Origin of the sequence: Aquidulcibacter paucihalophilus (genome assembly GCA_030285985.1) — a bacterium.
Classification (GTDB): domain Bacteria; phylum Pseudomonadota; class Alphaproteobacteria; order Caulobacterales; family Caulobacteraceae; genus Brevundimonas.
The window spans coordinates 1,727,812-1,752,033 of record CP127384.1; the positions used below are offsets into that span (position 1 = coordinate 1,727,812).

The 24,222-nt window shown below is 68.6% G+C and carries 23 protein-coding genes; 13 read left to right on the forward strand and 10 right to left on the reverse strand.

What is annotated here, in order from left to right; translation table 11 throughout:
- The first annotated feature begins 414 nt into the window (after nt 1-414).
- Complete coding sequence (locus tag KB221_08345; GenBank protein WIY68118.1) at nt 415-2,007, forward strand: hypothetical protein; 1,593 nt, start codon at nt 415-417, stop codon at nt 2,005-2,007.
- Here KB221_08345 and KB221_08350 read toward each other — a convergent pair.
- The 3 genes from KB221_08350 to KB221_08360 are packed head-to-tail and all read right to left on the reverse strand — an operon-like array spanning nt 1,953 to nt 3,625.
- Entirely contained in the window at nt 1,953-2,405 is a 453-nt protein-coding gene (locus KB221_08350; protein WIY68119.1) for an NAD(P)H-dependent oxidoreductase, read from the reverse strand. The genes KB221_08345 and KB221_08350 overlap by 55 nt on opposite strands.
- A 4-nt stretch (nt 2,406-2,409) precedes the next feature.
- Nucleotides 2,410-2,778 carry a hypothetical protein gene (locus tag KB221_08355; GenBank protein ID WIY68120.1) on the reverse strand — a complete coding sequence of 123 codons (369 nt, stop codon included), beginning with the start codon at nt 2,776-2,778 and terminating at the stop codon, nt 2,410-2,412.
- 16 nt (nt 2,779-2,794) lie between these two features.
- The gene (locus KB221_08360; protein WIY68121.1) at nt 2,795-3,625 is read right to left on the reverse strand and encodes a universal stress protein; all 831 of its coding nucleotides are present in this window, start codon (nt 3,623-3,625) and stop codon (nt 2,795-2,797) included.
- A 113-nt stretch (nt 3,626-3,738) separates the two neighbouring features.
- Here KB221_08360 and KB221_08365 point away from each other — a divergent pair, with 113 nt between their 5' ends.
- Nucleotides 3,739-4,101, forward strand: a complete 363-nt coding sequence (locus KB221_08365) for a cytochrome c (protein WIY68122.1) — start codon at nt 3,739-3,741, stop codon at nt 4,099-4,101.
- Nucleotides 4,102-4,423: 322 nt separating this feature from the next.
- Nucleotides 4,424-4,975, forward strand: a complete 552-nt coding sequence (locus KB221_08370; protein WIY68123.1) for an NAD(P)H-dependent oxidoreductase — start codon at nt 4,424-4,426, stop codon at nt 4,973-4,975.
- A gap of 3 nt (nt 4,976-4,978) precedes the next feature.
- Here KB221_08370 and KB221_08375 read toward each other — a convergent pair whose 3' ends face one another.
- From KB221_08375 to KB221_08385, 3 genes are all read right to left on the reverse strand, one after another.
- Complete coding sequence (locus KB221_08375; GenBank protein WIY68124.1) at nt 4,979-5,746, reverse strand: glucose 1-dehydrogenase; 768 nt, start codon at nt 5,744-5,746, stop codon at nt 4,979-4,981.
- A 4-nt stretch (nt 5,747-5,750) separates the two neighbouring features.
- Complete coding sequence (locus KB221_08380; GenBank protein WIY68125.1) at nt 5,751-6,215, reverse strand: hypothetical protein; 465 nt, start codon at nt 6,213-6,215, stop codon at nt 5,751-5,753.
- A gap of 161 nt (nt 6,216-6,376) precedes the next feature.
- Nucleotides 6,377-7,324: a helix-turn-helix domain-containing protein gene (locus KB221_08385; GenBank protein ID WIY68126.1), complete on the reverse strand. Its 948-nt coding sequence runs from the start codon at nt 7,322-7,324 to the stop codon at nt 6,377-6,379.
- A 293-nt stretch (nt 7,325-7,617) separates the two neighbouring features.
- Between KB221_08385 and KB221_08390 the strand changes: the two genes are divergently transcribed.
- The 5 genes from KB221_08390 to KB221_08410 all read left to right on the forward strand — a co-directional run bounded on the left by KB221_08390 (nt 7,618) and on the right by KB221_08410 (nt 13,107).
- On the forward strand, nt 7,618-7,827 hold the full coding sequence (locus KB221_08390; GenBank protein WIY68127.1) for a hypothetical protein: 210 nt from the start codon (nt 7,618-7,620) through the stop codon (nt 7,825-7,827).
- A 96-nt stretch (nt 7,828-7,923) separates the two neighbouring features.
- Nucleotides 7,924-9,681, forward strand: a complete 1,758-nt coding sequence (gene acsA, locus KB221_08395) for an acetate--CoA ligase (GenBank protein ID WIY68128.1) — start codon at nt 7,924-7,926, stop codon at nt 9,679-9,681.
- Nucleotides 9,678-11,681 (forward strand): pyruvate dehydrogenase (acetyl-transferring) E1 component subunit alpha, encoded by a 2,004-nt coding sequence (gene pdhA, locus KB221_08400; GenBank protein WIY68129.1) that lies wholly within the window; start codon nt 9,678-9,680, stop codon nt 11,679-11,681. Before acsA ends, pdhA begins: the two co-directional genes overlap by 4 nt.
- Before the next feature lie 2 nt (nt 11,682-11,683).
- Nucleotides 11,684-12,859: a dihydrolipoamide acetyltransferase family protein gene (locus tag KB221_08405; GenBank protein ID WIY68130.1), complete on the forward strand. Its 1,176-nt coding sequence runs from the start codon at nt 11,684-11,686 to the stop codon at nt 12,857-12,859.
- The gene (locus KB221_08410) at nt 12,856-13,107 is read left to right on the forward strand and encodes an acyl carrier protein (GenBank protein ID WIY68131.1); all 252 of its coding nucleotides are present in this window, start codon (nt 12,856-12,858) and stop codon (nt 13,105-13,107) included. Before KB221_08405 ends, KB221_08410 begins: the two co-directional genes overlap by 4 nt.
- 37 nt (nt 13,108-13,144) lie before the next feature.
- Here KB221_08410 and KB221_08415 read toward each other — a convergent pair whose 3' ends face one another.
- The 3 genes from KB221_08415 to KB221_08425 all read right to left on the reverse strand — a co-directional run bounded on the left by KB221_08415 (nt 13,145) and on the right by KB221_08425 (nt 16,944).
- A complete protein-coding gene (locus KB221_08415) occupies nt 13,145-13,762 on the reverse strand; it encodes a sensor histidine kinase (GenBank protein ID WIY68132.1) in 618 nt (205 codons plus the stop codon).
- Between the two features lie 58 nt (nt 13,763-13,820).
- Entirely contained in the window at nt 13,821-16,286 is a 2,466-nt protein-coding gene (locus tag KB221_08420) for an HAD-IC family P-type ATPase (GenBank protein WIY68133.1), read from the reverse strand.
- Nucleotides 16,287-16,395: 109 nt separating this feature from the next.
- A complete protein-coding gene (locus tag KB221_08425; GenBank protein ID WIY68134.1) occupies nt 16,396-16,944 on the reverse strand; it encodes an NUDIX domain-containing protein in 549 nt (182 codons plus the stop codon).
- A 164-nt stretch (nt 16,945-17,108) separates the two neighbouring features.
- Here KB221_08425 and KB221_08430 point away from each other — a divergent pair, with 164 nt between their 5' ends.
- Nucleotides 17,109-17,837: a DUF2267 domain-containing protein gene (locus KB221_08430; protein WIY68135.1), complete on the forward strand. Its 729-nt coding sequence runs from the start codon at nt 17,109-17,111 to the stop codon at nt 17,835-17,837.
- Between the two features lie 95 nt (nt 17,838-17,932).
- Nucleotides 17,933-18,400 carry an Hsp20/alpha crystallin family protein gene (locus KB221_08435; protein ID WIY68136.1) on the forward strand — a complete coding sequence of 156 codons (468 nt, stop codon included), beginning with the start codon at nt 17,933-17,935 and terminating at the stop codon, nt 18,398-18,400.
- Between the two features lie 366 nt (nt 18,401-18,766).
- Here the strand turns inward: KB221_08435 and KB221_08440 are convergent, their stop codons facing one another.
- Complete coding sequence (locus KB221_08440; GenBank protein WIY68137.1) at nt 18,767-19,768, reverse strand: zinc-dependent alcohol dehydrogenase family protein; 1,002 nt, start codon at nt 19,766-19,768, stop codon at nt 18,767-18,769.
- 324 nt (nt 19,769-20,092) lie between these two features.
- Between KB221_08440 and KB221_08445 the strand changes: the two genes are divergently transcribed.
- The 3 genes from KB221_08445 (at nt 20,093) to ppsA (ending at nt 24,100) form a co-directional block, all read left to right on the forward strand.
- Nucleotides 20,093-20,941 (forward strand): universal stress protein, encoded by an 849-nt coding sequence (locus KB221_08445; protein ID WIY68138.1) that lies wholly within the window; start codon nt 20,093-20,095, stop codon nt 20,939-20,941.
- Between the two features lie 57 nt (nt 20,942-20,998).
- Nucleotides 20,999-21,652 carry a phosphoribosyltransferase family protein gene (locus KB221_08450; protein WIY68139.1) on the forward strand — a complete coding sequence of 218 codons (654 nt, stop codon included), beginning with the start codon at nt 20,999-21,001 and terminating at the stop codon, nt 21,650-21,652.
- A 72-nt stretch (nt 21,653-21,724) separates the two neighbouring features.
- Nucleotides 21,725-24,100 (forward strand): phosphoenolpyruvate synthase, encoded by a 2,376-nt coding sequence (ppsA, locus tag KB221_08455; protein WIY68140.1) that lies wholly within the window; start codon nt 21,725-21,727, stop codon nt 24,098-24,100.
- The last annotated feature ends 122 nt before the right edge of the window (nt 24,101-24,222 follow it).

Sequence of the window (24,222 nt, forward strand, 5' to 3'; positions counted from 1 at the left end):
TTTGCGCAGGTGCGCTAATGTCGGCTCATGGCGCTCAGCGGCCGACCTGACGGGAGGAGAATGGACTGAGTCTTAAGCCTGTCCTTGGGCCGAGAGAGGCTCCACGCCGCGTCCGTCAGCCAGAATCCATTTTTCCTCGCCCCTGTGAAGAGCCGAGCGCAAGTTGCTTCTCCTGTACTCGCTGCTTTCAACCCGCGTCTCTTCGACGATGTTCAGACGTGCTCGAGTTCGGTCGGCATCAGTCGGCAGAGCAAGATGCATTGCGGTCCCGAAGGAGCAAGGGAAGCCGTTCGCCCTGCCGGTGGGAATGACGTCTCTTCCGTCGCTACCGAAATGAGAATCACACCACGTTTGGCGCAAGGCGCGCAATACGCCACGGAATGACCTTCCTGCCGGCGCGTCAAAGGGGAGTGCATGGCGAAGGGTATTAGCGGGTCGACGATCAAGTCTTGGTTCCAGTACCGCTGCGAACGGAAGACCCGATACGAGATCATGGACCCGGAGGACCTGGCGGCGGTGCCGGTCGTCAAGGACGGCCGGGAGGAATCGTGGGCCGTGCTCGGCGTCGAGTTCGAAGATCGGGTCGTCGCGCAGCTCGCCCGGACGACCGGCGTGCTCAGGCCACGGGTCGCGAAGGAAGGCCTGCTGGAGCGGCTTGCTGTAGCTTTCCTTCGGGGCGAGGGGTCAGCCGAGTACGCGGCCCAGGTCAATCTTCGGCCCCGCAACGCTGACGCCATCCTTGGAGCTGGGAGCGACCTCAAGTTGCGTCACAGCTTCGCCGACTTGATTCACCGCGATCTCAGCGAACCGGTTCCTGTCTTCAAGGTTATCGACATCAAGGCGACGCGGGCGGCGCGGCCGTTCCACAAGACACAGGTCGCCTACTACGTTCGTCTTCTTCAGAGCGTGCTGCAGGAGATCGGAGCACCAGGGATCGTCGCATCCATGGGAGAGATCTGGCACATCGCCGAGGGGAGCGACGCTTCGGGACACGCCTATGGGGTGGATGAATTCCTGCTGACGCCCTATCTGCGGCAGGTCGACGACTTCTGCCGAAACACCCTGCCGCAGATCGCCTCCCGCACGGTGTCGAGGGAGGTGGATGACACTTTCTTCCACGTCTACTTCAAGTGCGAACAGTGCGCCTATCTACCGCATTGCGGCGCAGCGGTCGCGGCCGATCGGCCCGCGCACCGGCGCGATCTTTCAGCGGTCGCCGGGCTGTCGCACGAATCTAAGCGCACGCTCCATGGCGTCGGTATCCACTCGGTCGCGCAGTTGGCGGACGCATCCCCCGGGATCGGCAAGATGGACGGGGCAGGCTGGTCGCTGTCGCGCCGGGCGGACGCCCTGATCCTGCGGGCCAAGGCCCTGCGGGAGGGTCACCCGGGTGCCGGCGTGGATCCCCATACCTTCCTGATGCCGGGCAAGGTGGACGTCGCGCTCTACCTAGTCGCCGACCATGACCCGGTGGACGACGGTCTGACGACGCTCGGCTATCTGTATGTGGAAAACGGGGTCGCGCGCGAGACGATCGAGGTTCTGCCGACCGCGGACCGGGCGGCCGAGGCGGATGCGCTAGTCCGTATTTTCAGCAAGGTCATAGAGGATCTGGGCCTGGTCGACAGCCGCAACGAAGCCGCGGAAGCGCGGGGGGAGCCGGGCCTGCAGGCCCACATCTTCCTGTACGAGCCCAGCGAAGCGATCGGACTTCAGAACGCCGTCGGCCGGCACCTCAGGGATGAACGCATCCGCGGCGGCCTGCTCAACATGGTGCGGCTGTTCCCCCCGGAGGAGATCGTGCCTGAGCCGGAGTTCCGCGGCATGCAGCATCTGCCGGCCACCGCAGTCCGCAGCGTGGTGGAGAAGCTGTTCGCCCTGCCTGTGACGGTGTCGTACGATCTTCGTCAGGTCAGCCAGACCCTAGCCGACAGCGGTGCCGTACTGACGCCCTATGCGCCCGTCGAGCCCTTCGTCCGGCCGTGCGCCCCGAACCAGAAACGATAGACCGGCGCCGGCATGCCCATCGTCACGATGATGTGCGCAGAGCGTCCAGTGAGCCGGCCGGTCATCGCCCGTCCGGTTCTGAAGGCGAAACCGGGTCGAAATATCTGCTCAAACAGTGCCTTGAGGCGCGCCGGTTCGGTTCCGAGCCAGAGGGGATGCACGATGACCAGGTGTTCAGCCCAAGCGACCAGGGCCTGGGCGGCGGCCAGATCAGGGCAGGCGTGCGGGGCCTCCCAGCCGTTGCGGTCCTGCAGGATAGGAAAATCCAGATCCGCGAGACGCAGCAACCGGACTTCGTGCCCGACCTGACGCGCGCCGTCAGCATAAGCGTCAGCCACGGCATGGCAGAAGCGCGCCGGATCCCCATCCGGGTGCCCATCGATGATACCGATCCGCATCTGCTCACAAGGCTCGAAGTTGGCCGACCCGGAAGGTATGCATGGCTCCATCCGGAGCCTGCAGCGAGACGTATTCGCCCAGCACGAAGCACTCTTCACCAAAGCGGAAGCCGATCTCATCGTCGGCGCTGCCGGGAAAATCCAGAATCCAGCGACCGTGACCGGAGCTCAATAGCCAACCGATCGCCACCGTCTCGCCACCCGCGAAGCGCCGGACCCGGCAAGAGCTTTTCATTGTCTGCGCAGCTCTTGGGTCCAGGCGGCCCGCAGCGTCCAGCGGAGCAACAATGTCATAGCCGCTTTGACGGTCGCCTCCCGGCTTGCCGGGTTCCCGGGCGAGTTCAAGGCGGATGTGGTGGAGGTCGCTGGTCATCGTGCTGTCGGCGGTCTCAGTGGGCGAGGAGCAGGCAGAGAGTGCTTTCGGCCAGGAGTGTGCGGGTCACACCGCCGAGCGCCCACTCGCGCAACCGTGCGTGCCCGTAGCCTCCAGACACGATCAGACCAGCGCTTCGGGCGAGAGCCTCCTCAAGGATCTGGCGACCGACCGTCGCCTCGCCTTGCTCCGTACTCACCGGCTCCGCGGCGATCCGGTGCCGCGCAAGGAACTTGATAACATCGGCCAGCTCACCGTCGACGGTCCCGGAGTCCTCTCTCGAGCGGACTGCGTAGAGCGTCACGCCCCTGGCCCGTTGCAGCAGTGGAATAGCCGCGGTGAGTGCGAGGCGGGATTCGCGGGAATCTTTCCAGGCGACCAGGGCCTGTTCCCCTACAGGATTGCGCTCGCGGGCCGGCGGAGTCACCAGCACCGGTCGTCCGCATTGCATGAGAATGTCCGAGACTTCCGGTGCGTGGTAGGGCGCGCGTGGGTTGCGCGACCCGATGATAACCAGGTCGGCCGCCCGCGCTTCCCGTGAACAGACTTCGCCGGGAAACCCGATCTGGCCTCGCCAGTCGGTCTCGACGTCGCGCGCGCGCGTGATGTCGGCGAACCGCTCGGCGGCGCGCTTCACCTCGGCCTCCGCCATGTCGCGATAGAGAGCCAGCAACTCGCCGACCATGGCCCCGCCGCCCAGCGGATCATACAGCGGCGGCGCGATGGAACCGGTGCAGAGGCCGGTCAGATGAGCGTTGAAGGCATTGGCGAGGTCACAGGCCAGTTCGAGGCGGCTGTCGCTCTCGGGGCCGTCATCGACGGCGACAAGAAGGCTGGCGTAGGTCATGGCGGTCTCCGTCTATGGGCAAAGAGAGCCGCGACCGGGCGCCGCGCGCCTTGATCAGGATCAACACTCCGCCTTTCGCCAACACCCAATGTGAGCAGCCTTGGAGACGCACGATGTTCATACACCGCCTCGCTGCCGCCCTCGCGCTGAGCTGCGCCGCTTGCGCAAGCCCGCAGCCGCTGTTCCGGTCGGTTCCGCCCAGACCTGACACAACGGAACAGGCAGCCGTGCGCGGCCGGCAGTTCGTGACCCGGGCCTGCGCAGGCTGCCATGCGGTGGGCTCTGTCGGCGAAAGTCCCATGGCGGACGCCCCATCGTTTCGGGCAATTGTTCACCGCTATCCTCTCGATCGGCTGGAGGAAGGCTTCGCCGAGGGCCTGGTCACCAGTCACCCCGCGATGCCGGCGTATGTCTTTCGAGCCAGCGAAATCGACGACCTGATCGCCTATCTGCAAACCGTGAAGTCCGGGCCGTGACCTGCGCGGACGTACCGGGCGAACCTTCCCAAGGACGCTTTGGGGCACTGGAGGACGCGGAGCGAACCATCCCTCGCCGCATCGAACTCGTGGTGTGCCAATCAGCGAATGCAGCAGATGTGGTTCATGGGCCTGTTCCCACACGGGGTTTGGCAGGGTCGCGCACCTCTCGATCCGTGTCGCCGAGCACGTCGGAGACGAGGGCATTGACCCAGATCAAGGCTTTCGATCCAGGAATCCCGAAGGTGGACCAATGCCACGTTCCGCCCCACGCATCGCAATCCTGGTGGCCCACCCGCGACGGAGGAGTTTCACCGTTGCCATGGCTCAGGCCTTCGCCGACGCGGCCCGCGCTGCGGGCTCAGACCTCGTTGAGCGTGACCTGTACCGACTTCGCTTCGATCCCTGCCTCCATGCCAATGAGATGCCGGGTCGCCAGGGCGCAACGGTCAGGGCCGACGTCGCCCGGGAACGCGAGGCGATCGGCGACGCAGACATCTTCGCCTTCTTCTATCCGCTGTGGTTCAATGCGACCCCGGCGATGATGAAAGGCTATATCGACCGCGTCTTCGGCATGGGTTTCGGCTACACCGCGCTCCAGAAGGGCGGCAACCAGCCCGGGCTTCGGGGCCGTCGGATGATCACCTTCACCTCTTCGGGTGCTCCCCAGGAATGGGTCGAGCGCAGCGGCGCTTGGGCAGCAATGCAGACGCATTTCGATGAGCATTTCGCTGCGGTGACCGGGCTGGAAATCATCGGCCATCACAACGTTGGCGGCGTCGGGGGCGGCATGCGCAAGGACGTGGTCGACCGACACCGTCAGGCGGTCGCGGACCGGGCGCGCCAGATCATCGCCGCCGGCCCCCGCGAATAGGGATCAGCGCGCCGTGTAGCCGCCGTCGATGACGAGTTCGGCGCCAGTTACGAATTTGGCCTCATCCGAGGCGAGATAGACAGCGCCCCAGGCGACGTCGTCCGGCTCTCCGATATGGCCGAGCGGATGCAGGGCCGCCGTCGCCTTGCGGCCCTCTTCCAGATCGCCCTGACTCGACAGATGCGTTTCCACCATCGGCGTCCAGATGAAGCCTGGATGGATCGAGTTCACCCGGATCCTGTCGGGCGCATAGATGAGGGCGTCGGTCTTGGTCATCAACCGCACCGCCCCCTTTGAGGCGTGGTAGGGCGGAACGTCCGGTCCGCCGACCAGTCCGTAGATCGACGACAGGTTGATGATCGATCCGCCGCCCGACCGCTTCAGGTGGGGGATGGCGTGCTTGGTGCAGAAGAACACGCCCTTGACGTTGATCGCCTGGACCCAGTCCCATTCCGCCTCGGTGATCTCGTGCGTCGGCTTGTTGACCCCCGCGACTCCGGCGTTGTTGACGAGGATATCGAGGCGGCCGAAATGCCCGACGACATCCAGCATCACTCTTTGGACTTCACGTTCGCTGGACACGTCGCAATGCCAGTAGGCGGCGGACAGACTCCGCTCCTGCAACACCGCCAACAGCTCCTGTCCCTCAGTGTCGAGGACGTCCAGAAGCGCAATGGCTGCGCCTTCTTCCGCCATACGAATTGCGGTCGCCCGGCCCAGGCCCAAGGCGGCTCCGGTGACCACGGCGACCTTGTCGGTGAGACGATTCATGATGTCAGTCCTCCGGTCGGATGATGCCATTCTCGATAGACGCCTTGACCGCTCGTGCATCGAAAGCGCGCGGGTCATCGGCCGGCCGGGCCCCCCGCCGCATAACCACCTCGGCGACCGCCTCGTAGGCGGTAACCCGCTGGACGTCGAAGACGGGCGCACGGCCGTGGCGATCCCAGGTCTGCCAGCCGACGTGTACCCCATAGGCATAGCGCCAGTGGGGCTCCCAGCCGGGGCCCCAGGCTCCGATGGGCTCGCGCACCACCAGGGTGACGTGTTCATCGGTGTCGCGTTCTACCGCCACGAACCAGTCATAACCGTTCTGCAAGGTCAGTTCGGCTGCGCGGTACAGCAAGTAGGTTTCGACTGTCTCGCGCGCGGTCAGACTGTTGCCGGCGAAAGCGACGCGCCAGCGCTCAGGCTCCACTCGGATCTCGCGGTATCCATCCGCGTGGTCGGGATCCGTCATTGACGCCGGATGGTAGGGCGTCGGGGTTGCGCAGGAGGTCAGTGCCAAGGTGGCGGCCAAAGCGGCGACGAGGGGGTGAGATGCGGTGGGTGACATGGTGTTAGCCTCCAAGCCCATCAGCGGCGTGTGGGTCGAGATCTTCGTTGACGCTGGTCAACTCGTCAGGCGGCGGCGAGTCTCTTCAGGCCGCCCCGATGCCGGATGCGGAAATGTCGTGAGCCGGAGAACTCGACCACCCCGTCAGCCTGCAGGCGACCGATCATCCTCGAGACGGTCTCGATGGTCAGGCCCAGATAGTCTGCCATGTCCTGCCGGCTCATTGGCAGGGTCACGAGTTCGTCCCGGAACCGATCGGCGATATCGAGAAGGAAGCGGGCCACCCGTTCGCAGGCGGTGGCGCGACCCAGCAGAAGCATGTGCACTTGCGCCCGGGCCAATTCGGTGGCTGTCGCGGCCCAGACCAGTTGCTGGACCCTCCCCGGCGCGAAGGCGGCTGATCCTGACCGCTTCACTACCAACACTTCGCAGGTCGTCAGGGCTTCTGCAGAAAACCGGTGCTCAGACCCGGGCTCCACGCCAAAAACGTCGCCTTCGTAATAGAAGTCTCCGATCTGTCGGCGCCCGTCCGGCAGGAGATGGCTCGTTCTGATTGAACCCTTCACCAGCTGGTAGATCAGGTCAGCGGATTCATCCTGGCCGTAGATCTCTTCGCCGGGTGCGAAGTTCATGCTGAGCGAGCCGTCCCAGATCTCGGCCGCGCCGGAAAGGACGGAATTGGAAGCACGGCTGAGCGGTTCAATCGACGTCATGTCAATTCCTCCCTGTCGAGCTGCAAGGATATGCTTGAGTGACCAGGCGCGACATTCGGGAGCTCTCCCTAAGGGGATTACCGGAAGTGTCGACGCCCATGCCTCAGATGCCCGCATGTGCGGGGCATCAAGGCGATGATCCGGTTGCAGTTCGATGTCAGGACCCGACCGCTGGCCGCCGGTCAGCGACGGACGGAGACGCGCGATGAAGATGTTCGGAAGCTGCTCATCCTTTTGGCGGAAGGAGGGCGATCCCGCGGCCTCGGCTTCAGTCAGCAGATCGAACCGCAGGGTGATCATTCCGACATCAGAAAGGGCAACTTGCTGATTGCAAGGCTCAGCCGGCTGCAGCCGCAGCCGTGCGCGAAGATGACGAGGTTCCTGGCGGGATCCGCCAACCCCAAATCCCCAGCCAGGTCGACTGGGGGAACGGCGACGGAATCTGTCATGGCCTATGGCCAACTTCGGGATTCGATGAAGTTTGAGTCGATCCTGCTTGGCCGCGTTGACCCATATCAAGGCGCTCGGCGACGGAACGGCGATGTTTTCCGGTCGCGGGATCGGGCCGGACAGGATCAGGATGGAGCGGGGCGATGACCTTCGCCGACCTTTCCCAGACCCGGGATCTGGCGTCCCTTGTGCGCCGCCGCTCGGAGTCGCTCCCCCCAATCGGCGACGAGGCCTTCGCCGCGGCCTTCGATGTCTTCGCGGACGCCAGGGTGGTGCTGCTTGGAGAGTGCACCCACGGCACAGCCGAATTCTATGAGGCCCGGGCGGCCATCGATCTCAGGCCGACAGGTTGATCCAGCGCAAGGCGGTTGCCGCCCGATCCGCCGAGCATGGCCCTCGGAGGCGATGATGAAACAGGTTCGTTCTGTGTCCCGGCCAGTGAGGCGCGCGTGAGCTGGCCCGTCATCCGCAAGTCGGCGCCGGAGCGCGCCGCGGCCAATCTCAAGGACTATGACGCGGAGACGGCCGCCTTCGTCTGGGCGACGGCGCGGGCCGAACTGTGCGGGTTGCCGGCGGGCGGGCTCAACATCGCTCATGAGGCGCTGGACCGGCACGTGGAGGCGGGGCAGGGCGACCGGACGGCGCTGCGCTGGATCGGCCGGGACGAGACGGTGCGCGAATTCAGCTACGCCGAGCTGACGGAACAGGCCAACCGTTTCGCCAGCCTGCTCCGGTCGCTGGATGTAAAGCCGGGCGACCGGGTCTACGCCGTGCTGGGCCGAATTCCGGAGCTCTATATCGCCGCCCTCGGGACGCTGAAGGCAGGAGCGGTGTTCACGCCGCTGTTCTCGGCCTTCGGACCGGAGCCGCTGCAGGCGCGAATGGAGATCGGCGAGGCCAGTGTGCTGGTCACGACGGAGGCCCTCTACCATCGCAAGGTCGAGGCCTGGCGCGACGCCGTCCCCAGCCTGCGCCACGTTCTCCTGGCTGCCTGCTCCGGCGCGACGCCCGATCGCTGCATCGGTCTGGAAGCCGCTCTGGCCTCGGCCGAGCCCGTCTTCGAAACCGTGGCGACCCGCCCCGAGGATATCGCGCTGCTGCATTTCACCAGCGGCACGACCGGACGGCCCAAGGGGGCGGTACATGTCCATGAGGCGGTTGTGGCCCACCATGTCACGGGCCGCACGGCGCTCGATCTGAGGCCCGGCGACATCTACTGGTGCACGGCCGATCCGGGCTGGGTGACCGGCACCTCCTACGGGATCATCTCGCCGCTGACCAATGGCGTCACCCTGGTGGTCGACGAGGCCGAGTTCGACGCGGAGCGCTGGCGGCGTATCTTGCGCGAGCAGAAAGTGACCGTCTGGTACACGGCCCCGACGGCGGTGCGGATGCTGATGAAGGCCTGGGACAGCGACCCGCGCTCCTATGAGCTGCCCGCGCTGCGCTTCATGGCCAGCGTCGGCGAACCGCTGAACCCCGAGGCGGTGCTCTGGGGCGTCGAGGCCTTCGGTCGGCCTTTCCACGACAACTGGTGGCAGACCGAGACCGGCGGGATCATGATCGCCAATTTCGCCGCCATGGACATCAAGCCCGGATCGATGGGCCGGCCGCTGCCGGGCGTGACGGCGGGGATCGTGGAGCGGGCCCCCGACGGGTCGGTCCGCGAGGCGCTGGAACCCATGGCCCTGGGCGAACTGGCCCTGCGGCCCGGCTGGCCGTCCATCATGCGCGGCTATCTGCATGAGGAGGAACGCTTCCGGAAATGTTTCGCCGGCGGCTGGTACCTGACCGGCGACCTCGCGATGCGCGACGCTGACGGCTACTACTGGTTCGTCGGCCGGGCCGACGACGTCATCAAGAGCGCCGGCCACCTGATCGGTCCGTTCGAGGTCGAGAGCGTCCTGATGGAGCATCCGGCCGTGGCGGAGGCGGCGGTGATCGGCCTGCCCGACCCGATCGCGGGTGAGACGGTCAAGGCCTTTGTCTCCCTGAGAGACGGCTTCGAGGCGGGCGAGCCCTTGCGCCGGGACATCCTCGGCCATGCGCGCAAGCGGCTGGGGCCGGCCGTGGCGCCCAGGGACATCGCCTTCCGCCAGAACCTGCCGAAGACCCGCAGCGGCAAGCTGATGCGCCGGCTGCTGAAGGCCCGCGAACTGGGCCTGCCCGAGGGCGACCTGTCGACCCTGGAGAGCGAGGAGCGATGACCGACTCCGTCCTCAAGCCCCGGCTGTCCCGGGATCATGTGCTGGACCTGCTGGGTCGAATGATCCGCATCCGGGCGTTCGAACAGGCCTGCGCCGAGGCCTATACGCAGGAAAAGATCCGCGGCTTCCTGCACCTCTACGACGGGGAGGAGGCGGTGGCCGTCGGCGTCATCCCGGTCCTTGAGCCCGGCGACCGCGTCGTCGCCACCTATCGCGAACACGGTCACGCCCTCGCCCGCGGGGTTTCGATGCCGGCCATCATGGCCGAGATGTTCGGGCGGCGCGACGGCTGCAGCAGGGGGCGCGGCGGCTCGATGCATCTGTTCGACCGGGCGGCCAATTTCTACGGCGGCAACGCCATCGTCGGCGGCGGCCTGCCGCTGGCGGTGGGGTTGGCACTGGCCGACCACATGCGCGGCGAGGACCGGGTCACCGCCTGTTTCTTCGGCGAGGGCGCGGCGGCGGAGGGCGAGTTCCACGAGAGCCTGAATCTGGCGGCGCTGTGGGGCCTGCCGGTGCTGTTCGTGTGCGAGAACAATCTCTACGCCATGGGAACGGCGCTGGGACGGTCGGAGTCCGAGACCGACATCCATCGCAAGGCCGAAAGCTACCGCATCGCCTCAGAGGCGGTCGACGGCATGGATGTGGTGGCGGTCGAGGCCGCCGCCCGGCGGGCCGTCGCCGCCATCCGCGAGACCGGCAAGCCCTTCTTCCTCGAGTGCCGCACCTACCGTTTCCGCGCCCATTCGATGTTCGACGCCCAGCTCTATCGGGACAAGGCGGAGGTGGAGGGCTGGAAGGCGAAGGATCCGATCCGGCGCTTCCAGGCTTGGGCCCTTTCGGCGGGTCTGGCCCATCCCGAGGACGTCGCCGCACTCGAGGCCGCCGCCGCGGCCGAGGTCCAGGCGGCGCTCGCCTTCGCCGAGGCTTCGCCCCTCGAGCCGGTCGCGGATCTGACCCGCCATGTGACCGCCGCCGAGCGGCCTCCCGCACCCGAACAGCACCCGCCGCACGCCGCCCCGGTCGACACGACCTATCGCGAGGCGGTGCGGCAGGCGATCCGCGAGGCGATGATCCGCGACGACCGGGTCTTTCTGATGGGCGAGGACGTCGGCGCCTATGGGGGCTGTTATGCGGTTTCCAAGGGGTTGATGGCGGAGTTCGGCCCGGCGCGGATCCGGGACACGCCCCTGTCCGAAGCGGGTTTCACGGGCGCCGGCCTGGGGGCCGCCATGGCCGGCATGCGGCCCATCGTCGAACTGATGACGGTCAATTTCAGCCTGTTGGCTCTGGACCAGATCCTCAACAGCGCGGCCACCCTGCGGCACATGTCCGGCGGCCAGTTCGGCTGCCCGCTGGTCATCCGCATGGCCACCGGCGCCGGGCGCCAGCTCGCGGCCCAGCACTCGCACAGCCTCGAGGGCTGGTACGCCCATATCCCGGGCCTGCGCATCCTGGCGCCGGCCACCGTCGAGGACGCCCGGGGCATGCTGTGGACCGCCCTGCAGGAACACGATCCGGTCCTGATCTTCGAGCACGTCATGCTGTACAACGCCGTCGCACCGCTGGCGGCGGACGCCGGACCGGTCGACATCGACCGGGCGGCGGTGCGACGCGCGGGGAAGGATCTGAGCCTGATCACCTACGGCGGGTCCCTGGCCAAGACCCTCGAAGCCGCCGAGGCGCTGGCGAAGGAAGGGGTGGAGGCCGAGGTGATCGATCTGCGCGTTCTTCGCCCGCTGGACGAGGCGACCATCCTCGCCTCGGTCGCCCGCACCCGCCGGGTGGTGATCGTCGACGAGGGCTGGCGCAGCGGTTCGCTGGCGGCGGAGATCGGCATGCGCATCGCCGAGAAGGTCTTCTTCGACCTCGACGCGCCACCGGTCCGCGTGTGCAGCGAGGAGGTCCCGATCCCCTATCCGCGCCATCTGGAGGAAGCCGCCCTGCCGCAGACGGACAAGATCATCGCCGCCGCCCGGGCCGTGCTGGGGAAGGGCTGAGCATGGCCGAATTCCTCATGCCTTCGCTGGGCGCCGACATGGACGCCGGCACGCTGGTCGAGTGGCTGGTCAAGCCTGGCGACGCGGTCAAGCGCGGCGATATCGTCGCCGTGGTCGAAACCCAGAAGGGGGCGATCGAGATCGAGATCTTCGACGCCGGCGTGGTCGAACAGCTGCTGGTCCAGCCGGGAGTCACCGTGCCGGTCGGGACCCCCCTCGCCCTGGTGCGTGGGGAGGGAGAGGCTGCGCCGGTCAAGCCAGCCGCCCCGGTGCCGGAACCGACGGTGCCCGCGGCGGAGCCCGCGCCGGTAACGGTCACGCCGGTGCCGTTTCCGACGCCCGCCGGGCCTGCCGGCGAACGCTTCAAGGCGTCCCCGGCGGCGCGCCGACGGGCCGGTGAACTGGGCGTGGATCTCGCGCTCGTGGCGGCCGGGCCCGACGGAATCATCGAGGTCGCTGACGTCGAGGCGGCCCGGTCGGAGACGACGCCGCAAGCGGTCAAGCCGCGCTTCGACTTCGCCGCAATGCGCGCGGCGATCGCCGCAGCCATGTCGAGGTCCAAGCGGGAGATTCCGCACTACTACCTGTCCGACACCGTCGACATGGCCGCGGCGGAAGGATGGGTGGCGCGCGTCAACGCGGATCGGCCGCCGGCCCAAAGGCTGCTGACGGGGGTGCTCTTCGTCAAGGCCGTGGCCCGGGCCGCCCGGGCCTATCCGGAGTTCAACGGCCTGTTCGTTGACGGCGCCTTCCAACCGGTGCCCGCCGTCCATGTCGGACTGGCCATCGCCCTGCGCGGCGGCGGCCTGGCGGCGCCGGCGATCCACGACGCGGCTGCCCTCGACCTCGATACGCTGATGGCGCGGACCCGCGATCTGGTCGCCCGTGTGCGAGAGGGGCGATTCCGCAGCTCCGAGATCGCGGACCCCACCATCACCGTCACCAGCATGGGGGACCGGGGCGTCGAGGCCCTGTTCGGAGTCATCTATCCGCCCCAGGTGGCGATCGTAGGCTTCGGCAAGGTGGTCCGGCGCCCCTGGATCGTGGACGGTGCGGTCACGCCGCGGCCAGTCGTGACCGTCACCCTGGCCGGGGATCACCGCGTCAGTGACGGCCACCGCGGCGGCCTCTTCCTCGCCGAAATCGGGCGGCTGCTGCAGACTCCGGAGGCCCTGTGACCGACGATGACATCCGCGCCGTGCTGCGCGACGAACTGGGCCGGATCGCACCGGAGATAGATTTCGACGGGCTCGATCCGTCCATGGACTTGCGGGAACAGGCCGATCTCGACTCGATGGATTTTCTCAACCTCTTGACGGCATTGCACCAGCGCCTCGGGGTGAACATTCCCGAGTCCGAGGCCGCGGAGCTGGCGACCATCGCCGCCGCCGTCGCCTATATATCGAGCAGACGAAGCGGACCTTAGTCGCGGGTTCCGGGTGGAATCGGCGGTCGCCGGATCCCTATTCCGGATTCGCCCGGACGCCGGGACAATCGATCTCGTAGCGGGATCCGTCGGGGCCGATCTGGTCCACAACGGCGGTGCCGAGCTGTCCGGCCATGCGCGAAACCAGCCACAGTCCGAAGCCGGGCTTCCACTCGCCGCCCTCAGAGCCGACTCCGTTGTCCGACACAATCAGAACGGCGCGGTCGGAGCCGGGCCGCAGACTCACCCTCACCACTCCGGGGCGTTGGGCAAGTCCGTGCTCGAGGGCGTTGCCGACCAGTTCCGCGGTGATCATGGCCAAGGGGGCGGCGATCCGGGAGCCGGCGGTGCAAGGATGAAGGTCGAGACGGATTTCGGCATCTCGATCCATCGCGTCCAATTCGGCCACATCACGACAAACGTCTCCCAGGAGGTCGTCCAGACGGACCTCTTCCCCTGAGCCTTCCTGCAGACGTTGATGAAGGCGCATGACCACGCGAATGCGTCGACTTGCCTCGCTCAGGATGCCGACTGCCTCGGGCGGTGCCGTCCGGCTCTCAAGGCTCAGGAGGCTCACAACCGATTGCAGGCTATTGCCGATCTGGTGATGGGCCGCCCGGACTGCATCCAATGGGTCGCTCTGGCCGCTGGGCATCGACGTCTCCGTGGTCGGTCAAGCTATGCGGCGACGGAGGCACCGGCCTTGAGCCAGATCAAAACCGGCGGCGGCGGAGGGCGCGCAGCACGCCGCGCCAACCTCCGGCCACCAGGCCGACCCCGACCGCAAGCACCAGGTGCGGAAACTCCGGTTCGCTGAAGCGGAAAAGGTTGGCGACCGGAGCCAGATACAGTCCACCGAGGAGGACGAGCGCCAGGCCGGCGGCGATGCTCCAGAACAGGCGCCGATGGGGGCTGAACAGGCCGACCCCGGCGGAGGCGGCGTTGGCCAGCGCCAGGGCCAGATTGGCGACCGCCAGTGCGGCATAGGCCGCGCCCCGGGCCGCGGCCTCTCCGGCCAGCGGTAGGAGGCCGAGATAGAGCCAGAGCACCGCGGCGAGGATCACCAGACCCTGGCCAAGGCCGACTGCGAGCTCGCCGATGCCGAACAGGCGCGCTCGCACCGGGCGCGGGGGGCGCCGCATGGCGTCCGCCTCGCTGGGCTCGGCCTCGAACACAAGCGCACAGACGGGGTCGATGACCAATTCCAGCAGGACGACGTGAACCGGGAACAGGAACGGTGGCGCGCCGAGCAGGATCGGCAGCAGGGCCAGCCCCGCGATCGGCACATGGATGGCGGTGATGTAGATCAGCGCCCGGCGCAGGTTGGTGAAGATCCGGCGCCCCAGCCGCACCGCCCCGAGGATTGAAGCGAAGCGGTCGTCGAGCAGGACGAGGTCGGCCGCCTCGCGCGCCACGTCGGAGCCCCGGCCGCCCATGGCGATGCCGATGTCGGCCGCCTCCAGCGCCGGCGCGTCATTGACCCCGTCGCCTGTCATGGCCGCCACGGCGCCGTTTGCCTGGAAGGCGCGGACCAGCGCCAGCTTCTGCACCGGCTGGACACGGGCGAAGACCCGAATGGTCCGCACCCGCTCGGCCAACGACGCCTCGTCAAGCGCTGCGATCTCGGCACCGGTCATCAGACCGCCGGACACGTCGATCCCCGCGTCGCCGGCGATCTTCAGCGCCGTGGCGGGATAGTCGCCGGTAATCATGGCCACCTCGATGCCGGCGGTCCGCGCGACCTGCAGCGCCGCCGGCACGTCGGCGGCCACCGGGTCCAGAAATCCGATCAGGCCCAGGAAGACGAAGTCCAGCGCCTCCGGAGCCGCCACGGGTTCGTCGTGCATCACCTCCGCCACCGCGAGGACCCGCAGGCCGTCGGAGGCGAGCCGCTCCAAGGCGGAGCGGGCGGCAGCGGTCTGCCCGGCGTCCATCCTGCAGAGGGCGAAGACCGCTTCGGGCGACCCCTTCGCCGCGGTGCGCCTCTTGCCGGTCCGCCGCCAGGTCTGAACCACCGCCAACCGGTGCGGTGCCAGCGGCCAGACCTGCTCCGGCCGATCGGACCCGCCGGGCGGTCCCAGGGCCGTCAGAGCCGCATCCATGGGATCGGTCGGCTGGGGACTGCTGGCCAGTATCGCCGCCTCAAGCACCGTGCGAAGGGACGGCCCGGCATCGTCGCCGGGGGCGCCTTCGTCTTCCGGGGACCAGAGCGACGCGACCTCCATGCGATTCTCGGTCAGGGTGCCGGTCTTGTCGACGCACAGGACGGTGGCGCCGCCGAGGGCCTCGATCGCGGCGGCCCGGCGCACGAGCACGCGATGCTGCGCCAGCCGCCAGGCCCCCAGCGAGAGGAAGACCGACAGGACGACCGGGAACTCCTCCGGGATAAGGGCGATGGCGATGGTGATGCCGGCGAGGGCGCCTTCGATCCAGAGATCCCGCAACAGGCCGTAGGCGAGGGCGACGACGACCGCGAAAGCGAGCGCCATGCCGCCGATCAGGACGACGATGCGGCCAGTCGAACGCTGCAGCGGCGTCGGGTTCCGGTCGATCGTTGACAGGGTGGCGCCGATGCGGCCCAGCGCCGTCCGGGCTCCGGTCGCGGTGACCCGGATCACGCCCTGCCCGGCGACGGTGAGCGTCCCGGCGAAGACCTGGTGCGACAGGGCCGATGACGCCTGCGCTCCTGCGCCGCTCCGCACGACCGGCGCGGATTCGCCGGTCAGGACCGACTCGTCGATTTGAAGGACCTCCGGTCCGACCAGAACGCCGTCGGCCGGCATTCGCTGGCCTTCCGCGACGAGGACCAGATCGCCCCGGACGATCTCGCGCGCCGGGACGGTCAGGGTCCGGCCTTCGCGCACGACCCGGACGACGGGATCCGCCAACCGGCGAAGCGCCCGCAACGCGGCCTCGCTGCGGGCTTCCTGCGCCACAACCAGGGCGATGGTGGCCAGTCCGGCCGCACCCAGAAGGAGGCCCTCGGCCAAATCACCGAGGCCCAGGTAGAGGGCGGTGGCGGCGGCGAGCAACAGGAACATCGGCTCGCGCAGGGCCCCGGCGACGATCTTCCACAAGGGCCGGGTGCGGTCGGCGGTCAGCAGGTTGGGGCCGTCCTCCTCGAGCCGGCGGGTGGCCTCGGCCGTGTCCAGACCTGTGAATGAAGGCTCCGGGGACATCGCCGCTCCGCTGCCGCGCGAACCCGCGCGCCGAGGTGGCCGACAGGCTAGGTCATCTGGCCGGACCGGGGATTGATCCGTGTCAACCGCCGGACCGCTTCCGCCCCCTTCAGGGCGACGGCGGACTGCCCGGCCCTGCCAATCGGCGGAAGGCCTCCAGCAGGATCGCCCGCTGCCCGGGAAGGATCCGCTCAAGAGCCTCCGCCTCGCCGAAATAACGGGCGGCATCGGCCTCCGGCGCAAGGATGCGGCGGCCGGATCGGGGCGGCCATTCCAGTTCGAATGGCGCGCTGCGGAAACCGGCGAGGTCGAGGTCGGCTTCGGCCAGCCAGCAATGGACGATCTTTCCGGCCCCGACCCGGACAGGCGTCAGCGCGGGGCCGGCCGCCGGCGGTTCCAGCCCGGTCTCCTCCCGGAATTCGCGCCCGGCCGCGGCCTCCAGTGTTTCGCCCGGCTCGGGCAGGCCCTTCGGCACGGACCATGCGGCCAGGTCGCGACTGCGCCACCAGGGACCGCCTGGATGCACCAGAAGGACCTCGGGACCTTGCGGCCTGCGGCGGTGAACGAGAATGCCCGCGCTCGAGACCGGCATGATCGGCTTCCTTTTCCGCCCCCAAGTCCGCAGCGCCGATAGTGAACCCGCCTTGATCCGGATCAAGGCGGGCGCCGACAGCGGCCATAGTCTGCGGGTGCTTCATGTGGTCCATCGGCCATGTGGAGCCGCCTTCCGGGCATGGTTCAGGCCAGACCCGGATGCGATCTGGCTCGGGCCGGATCTTCGCCGACGCGGAGGTCCGGCCGCGGTGCCGCAGGGAGGACGTCATGGACAAGGGCCCGCGCATCTTCGACAGCTCCCTGCAGGCGGCCAACCTGTGGCTTAAGGCGGTCGAGGAGCGGCTCCTGTGCGAGGATCGCCATGCCGCCTACGAGGCGCTTCGCGCCGTTCTCCATGTGTTGCGCGACCGGCTGCCGCTGGAGGCCGTGCTGGGCCTGTCCGCCCAGTGCCCCATGCTGATCCGGGGCTTGCTGCTGGAGGGCTGGCGGCCGCAGGACGGCCCCTCGGGCATCCGCGACCCCGACGCCTTCGGAGAGGCGGTCGCCGACCGTCTGCCCCCGTCGTTTCCGTTTTCCGGGCTCGAAGCCTCGGAGGCGGTTTTCGGCGTCCTCGTCGAGCGTCTCGACGCGGGAGAGGTGCGGAAGATCCTCGCCCACCTGCCGGAGCCGTTACGCGGCCTCTGGCCCGACCCGGGCCCGGTCGGCGTGGCCGCCGATCTTCCACCCCGGAACGCGTCGACGCGAGGCGATCGCCGGCGGCCCCGGAGGCGATCGGGCCTTCTGACCGGCGCGACCATCGCCCTGGCTGGCGGCGCGCTGACCTGGGCCCTGCTTGTCAGCGCCGTGCAGTCGGGGTCGGTCGACCCCGCACAGATTCTGCTCGACCCCGATCTGGGCCTCCAGAGGCTGGCGGTGGGATTGTTCTTGGCCAGCGTCGTCCTGCTGCTCGGCTGCGGACTGGCGGCGTTTCTGATCGCGCGCGGTCGCCAGGGCTGACAGGCGGTCCGTCGACCCCGGTTTGAGCGAGATCAATGCCTGGCGGGCGCGGCCCCTCATTGTGGATAGGCCACAAAGGACACAGGAGCCTTCCCATGAACACTCAACCAGCCCCCACCCCCGCCCCGGCCCCCGTTCGGGGCGTCGCTCCCTTCTTTGCGCCGCTGCAGCGCGAGTTTGACCGCGTGCTCGCGGACTTCAGCGGCTTCGACCTTTCGGACGTGTTCGGCGCCTCGCCGCGCATGGACATGAGGGAGGCCGACGGCACCGTCGAGCTGACCGTCGAACTGCCGGGAATGACCGAGGACGACATCCATATCGATCTCGAGGACGACGTCCTGACCGTCAGTGGCGAAAAGAAGTCCTCCGCCGAAACCCACGACAAGGGGGTCCGAATGGTCGAGCGCCGCTATGGCAGCTTCTCGCGCTCCGTGCGGCTGCCCGGCCCCGTCAAGGCCGACGGGATCAAGGCGTCTCTCAAGCAGGGGGTGCTGACGGTGACGGCGCCACTGGACGCCGGCGCCGCAACCCGGAAGATTCCGATCCCGATCAAGAGCGCTTGAAGGCCGGAACGACCTGACAGCATGAGGCTGCCCGGGCAGACTTGATCAGGGTCAAGGCGGCCCGATGCCGTCCGCCTATGCTGCGGTGCCGGCGATGGGTCGGCGCGCGCTCAAGGGCTCGAGCCATGACCATGCTCAAAGTCATCGGGGTTCTCGCGGAATCGGACCAGCTGGGAAGACGCCGTCCATCGCGCCGTGGCCGAAGCGTCGACCGCGGTGCGCCAAGGCCGATCAATCTACATCGAGAACATCCACGCGTCCGTTGAGAATGGCGGCCCGTGACCGCATCAGTGAGAAGATCACCTTCGCGCTCGAGAGCGAACGCTGAGTCAGCAAACGGTGCACCGATTTGCGTGCCGCCGGGGCTCAACCTGACCCGGTCATGAGAACCGCGGTGCCGGCGAACCTGCCGCTCCGCAAATCGTCCAGCGCGTCGTTGGCGCGGGCCAGCGGGTAAAGAGTCACACGCGGCCTCACGCCCGCCCGCTCGGCCATGGGGAAGTAGTCCAGGGCGTCCTGCCGGGTAAGGTTTGCTACGGACGCCAGGACCCGTTCGCCCCATAACCGCTCGTACGGCATGGCGGGGATGTCGCTCATGTGGATGCCGCCGCAGATCACCGCGCCCCCCTTGCGGACCGCCCCGAGCGCCTCCGGCACGAGCTCGCCTGCCGGAGCGAAGATGATGGCGGCGTCAAGGGCGACCGGAGGCGCTTGCCCCGACGGACCGGCCCAGGTGCAACCGAGATCCCGGGCGAGCGTGATCGCCGCGTCGTCCCCGGGACGCACGAAGGCGTAGACTTTCTGACCCTGCCAGAGCGCCAGCTGGGCAAGCAGATGGGCCGCCGCGCCGAAGCCGTACAGCCCGAGCGCCTCAACCGTTCGGCTGGTGCCGGCCATGCGCCACGCACGGAAGCCGATCAGGCCGGCGCAAAGCAGCGGCGCGCATTCCGCATCCGACAGCGTCGCCGGCAGGGAGAAGCAGTACCGCTCGTCCGCCACGATCATGTCGGCGTAGCCGCCATCCCGGGTCCAGCCGTGAAACTCGGCCCGGTCGCAGAGGTTCTCTCGACCCTCCCGACAAAAGCGGCATTCGCCGCAAGTCCAGGCGAGCCAGGCGGCACCGAGGCGCTCCCCGATCCGCCGTCCGACGACGCCGGGGCCGATGGCGTCGACGACGCCGACGATCTCATGGCCGGGGACGACGGCGGCTCGGCGGGGGGGCAAATCGCCGTCCACCACGTGCAGGTCCGTGCGGCAGACGCCGCATGCCGAGACCTTCAGGCGAACCTGACCCGGTCCGGGAACCGGATCCCGCCGCCGTTCGGCCACGAGCGGCGCGCCAGCCTCCCGAAGGACCATCGTCAGCATATTCAGCCTCCGCCGATGCCGAATGACCCTGCCGGCCTGCGTTGCAGCCCGCCTTGATCCGGATCAAGGCGGGCGACCTCCGACCGGGCCATGAATAACAGGTTGGAGGATGCCATGCCGCGCCGGCCCCCGAAAGTCATTCGCCCGGTCGATCCTCGCGCAGAGGCGGCACTGGACGCTGCGCTGACCGCGTCCTTCCCCGCCAGCCATCCGATCGCCGTCCTCGTGCGGGCCGCCAAATGGGCCCCGGTTCCCTCCCGCGGCCCCCGCGGGTCGGCCCGACGGTCGCTCTCAATCCCGATCCCGGAAGAAGGACATCCAGCCGTGACCTACAGCAGCATCATGACCTTGGTGGACGGAAGCCAGGCCGCCGTGCAGCGGGCCCGCGTCGCCGCGACCCTGGCGGCCCGGTTCGACGCGCGGCTCACCGGCACCTTTCCTCAACCACCGCTGCCTCTGTCAGCCTGGGACGAGCCGGTCTACTGGGGCATGCCTCCGGTCATTCCGCCGGCCGTGCCGCCCGAAATCCTCGCCGCGCACACGCGCCGGACGGAGGCCCAGGGCGAAGAGGCGCGGCTGGCCTTCGAGGCGACGGCCGCCGCAGCCGGGTGCCGCTCGGAGTGGCTGGTGCTTGCCTCCGACATGGGAGAGGGCGTGGTGGAGTTGACCCGGCGAACGGACCTGACGGTCCTGCCGCCCGGCCGCCTCCCCACGGTCGGCCCCGCCGGCGCGGCCGCCGCCGACCTCGCGCTCGCGGGGGGCGGACCGGCGCTGATCCTGCCCGATCGGGTCGCGGACCCTGCGCCCGGCCGCCGGATCGTCGTCGCCTGGAACGGAAGCCGGGAAGCGGCGCGGGCCGTGCGGGACGCCTGGCCGTTCCTGTCCGCGGCGGAAAATGTTCACGTGATCGTGGTCGCGCCAGGAGAGTCGGAGGGGCCGGACAGCCGGCTGCAGCGCTGGTTCGATGAGCATGGCTGCACCGTCGAGGTCGTCGTGGTCCGGGAGGCCGACGCTGAGGCCGCGGATGTGCTGCGTCGCCAGGTAGAGGCTCTGGACGCGGACCTGATCGTGATGGGCCTGTACGGGCATTCGCGCCTGCGCGAGACGATCCTGGGCGGTGTCAGCCGGAATCTACTCGGCGATCCGCCGGTCGCGATCCTCGTGTCTCATTGAACCCGTGAACGGGCGTCCGCCGCGAGCGGCGGCGCCCCGAGCCAATGGAGGCGTCTCGTGTCCGCCAGACTCCCCGCCTTTTCCGACCGCGCCGACGCGGGTCGCCACCTCGGGGAGGCCCTGGTCGATCGGGTCGACGGCGACGTGATCGTCTACGCCATCCCCCGGGGCGGCGTGCCTGTCGCACTTGAGGTGGCGCGAGCCTTGGAGGCTCCACTCGACATCGCGCTGGCGCGCAAGATCGGCGCGCCCGACAACCCGGAGGTGGCGCTCGCGGCGGTTATCGACGGAAGCCATCCCCGGACGGTCATTAACGAGGACATCGTCAGGCTCACCGGCGTGTCGCCGGCCTGGCTGGATCGGGAGCGCCTTTCCGCCCTCGCCGAGCTGGAACGGCGTCGCCGGCTGTATTTCGAAGGCCGAAGACGTCTCGACCCCAAGGGTCATGTCGTGGTGGTCGTGGACGATGGTCTGGCCACTGGAGCGACGGCGCGGGCCGCCATCGCGGGCCTGCGCGCCCAGGGCGCGCGCCGCGTCGTGCTGGCGACGCCTGTGGCTCCCGGCGGGCTCGTGTCGTCCTTGCGCAAGGAGGTTGATGATTTCGTCTGCCTTCTCGAACCGGAGCCGTTCAGGTCCGTCGGAGAGGCTTATGGAGACTTCCAGCAGGTCGACGACGCTGAGGTGATCGCCTGCCTGAGAGAGGTTCTCTGAGCCATGCCGAAAGCCGGTTCGCCAGCCAGCGATGCTCCGAGGGGCTACGTTCTCGGACTCGACGAAGTCGGTTTGGACGATATCGCCGCGGTCGGCGGCAAGACCGCCTCGCTCGGGGAGCTGAGGCGGTTGCTGCGCGGCGGTTCGGTCACGACCCCGGAGGGTTTCGCCGTGACGGCGGCGGCCTATCGGGACGTTCTGACCGCCGCCGGGGCCTGGCCGAAACTGGCGGCGCTGCTCGAGGATCTCGACATCGACGACGTCGGCCGGGTGGCGACCCGGGGTGCCCGGGCCCGGGCGATCGTCTATGAAGCGACGGACGATCCTCGCCTCAAGGCGGCGATCGCCACGGCGTACCGCCAGATGACCGCCCGGCCGGGCCCGCCTCCTGGGGTCGCGGTGCGCAGTTCAGCCACAGCGGAGGATTTGCCGGAGGCCAGCTTTGCCGGCCAGCACGACAGCTTCCTACATGTCACGGGCGAGGCCGGGGTCATCGAGGCCTGCCGCAGATGTTTCGCCTCGCTCTTTACCGACCGTGCCATCGTCTATCGGGTCCAGAATGGGTTTGACCACTTCAAGGTCGCGCTGTCGGTCGCGGTCATGCGGATGGTGGATGCCGACGACGGGGCCAGCGGAGTCGCCTTCACCATCGACACGGAGACCACCTTTCCGGAGGTAGTGTTCATCACCGGTGCCTGGGGGCTCGGTGAGGGCATCGTTCAGGGCCGGGTGGGGCCGGACGAATTCTACGTCCACAAGCCGACGTACCGCGCCGGCTACCGCGCCGTTCTCGCCCGAACCCTCGGGAGCAAGGAGACCCGTCTCGTCCGCCCGCGGCGCGGCGCGGATTCGGGCGTTCTGCGCGAACGGGCCGTCCCGCGGCGCGACCGCCGACGCTTCTGCCTCACGGACTGGGAGGTGCTCGAACTTGCCGGCGCGGCCATCGTCATCGAGGATCACTATTCGACCCGGGCGGGGCGCCGGGCCCCCATGGACCTGGAGTGGGCGCGGGACGGCGCCGACGGCCGCCTCTACATCCTCCAGGCGAGGCCGGAGACTGCCGCCTCGCGCCGTCCGGAGGGCGTCTACGAAATCCGCAAGCTGGACCCCGGCGCGGCGCCGATCCTGGCGTTCGGCAAGGCAGTCGGCCAGGGCGTCGCTTCGGGACCGGTGCGAGTGGTCTTGGGCCAGGCCGATCTGGCGGCCTTCGTCCCCGGTGAGGTCCTCGTCGCCGCGACCACCAGTCCCGATTGGCTGCCGGCGATGAGAAACGCCGCCGCCATCGTCACCGATCAAGGCGGGCGCACTTGCCATGCGGCCATCGTCGCCCGGGAACTCGGCATCCCCGCGGTGGTCGGAACGGGCGACGCGACGCGACGTCTGGGGGCCGCGCAGGCGGTTACCGTCAGCTGCGCCCGCGGCGAGGAGGGGGCGGTCTACGCTGGCCGGCTGCCTTTCTCCGTGGAGCGTCTGCGGACGGCCGACCTGCCGTCAACCCGCACCGCGATCATGCTGAACCTGGCGCAGCCCGACATGGCCTTCCAGGCGGCCGCCCTTCCCGCCGCGGGCGTCGGCCTCGCGCGGATCGAATTCATCATCAGCGAGCTTATCGGCGTCCACCCGATGGCCGCCGCCCATCCCGACCGGATCGCCTCGGCACGGCTGCGCCGGGCCATCGAGACCTGGGCGAGCGCCGACGAATCCCCCCGGGCGTGTTTCGTCCGCAAGCTGGCGGAAGGCGTGGGCACGATCGCAGCGGCCTTCTATCCGCGGCCGGTCATCGTTCGCCTCTCCGACTTCAAGACCAATGAATACGCTTCGCTGGCCGGCGGGACGGACTTCGAGCCCGTGGAGGAGAACCCCATGCTGGGGTTTCGCGGGGCCGCCCGTTACGCCCATCCCTTCTACGCCGACGGCTTCGCCCTCGAATGCGAGGCGCTGGCGCGGGTGCGCGACCTCATGGGACTGACCAATGTCCGGCTGATGGTGCCGTTCTGCCGCCGGGTGGACGAGGGGCGGCGGGTTCTCGAGGCCTTGGCCGCCCAGGGCCTTCGCCAGGGCCTGGGCGGGGTCGAGGTTTATGTGATGTGCGAGATCCCCAACAATGTGATTCAGATCGACGCGTTCGCCCGGCTGTTCGACGGCTTCTCCATCGGGTCCAACGATCTCACCCAGCTCGTTCTGGGCGTGGACCGGGACTCCGCCGAGGTCGCCTTTGATTTCGACGAGCGTGATCCGGGCGTGCTGGAGATGCTCCGCCAAGCCGTCGCCGGCGCGAAGCGAAACGGCCGTCCCATCGGCATCTGCGGCGAGGCCCCGGCGACCTATCCAGAGGTGGCGGCCCTGCTCGCGCGCGCCGGAATCGACTCGATCAGCGTCAATCCGGGCAGCTTTCCCCGGACCGTCGAGGCAGTGGCGAGGGCGGAGGCGGCGACAACGGGCTCCTGAGCGACGAGAACGGGCCGCTTGATCCAGATCACAGGATGGACCGTCACCGGCTGCCATCCTGCACGCCTTGACCCGGATCATCGCGGCCATGCCCCTGTGGATCGAACAATCAATCGCATCCG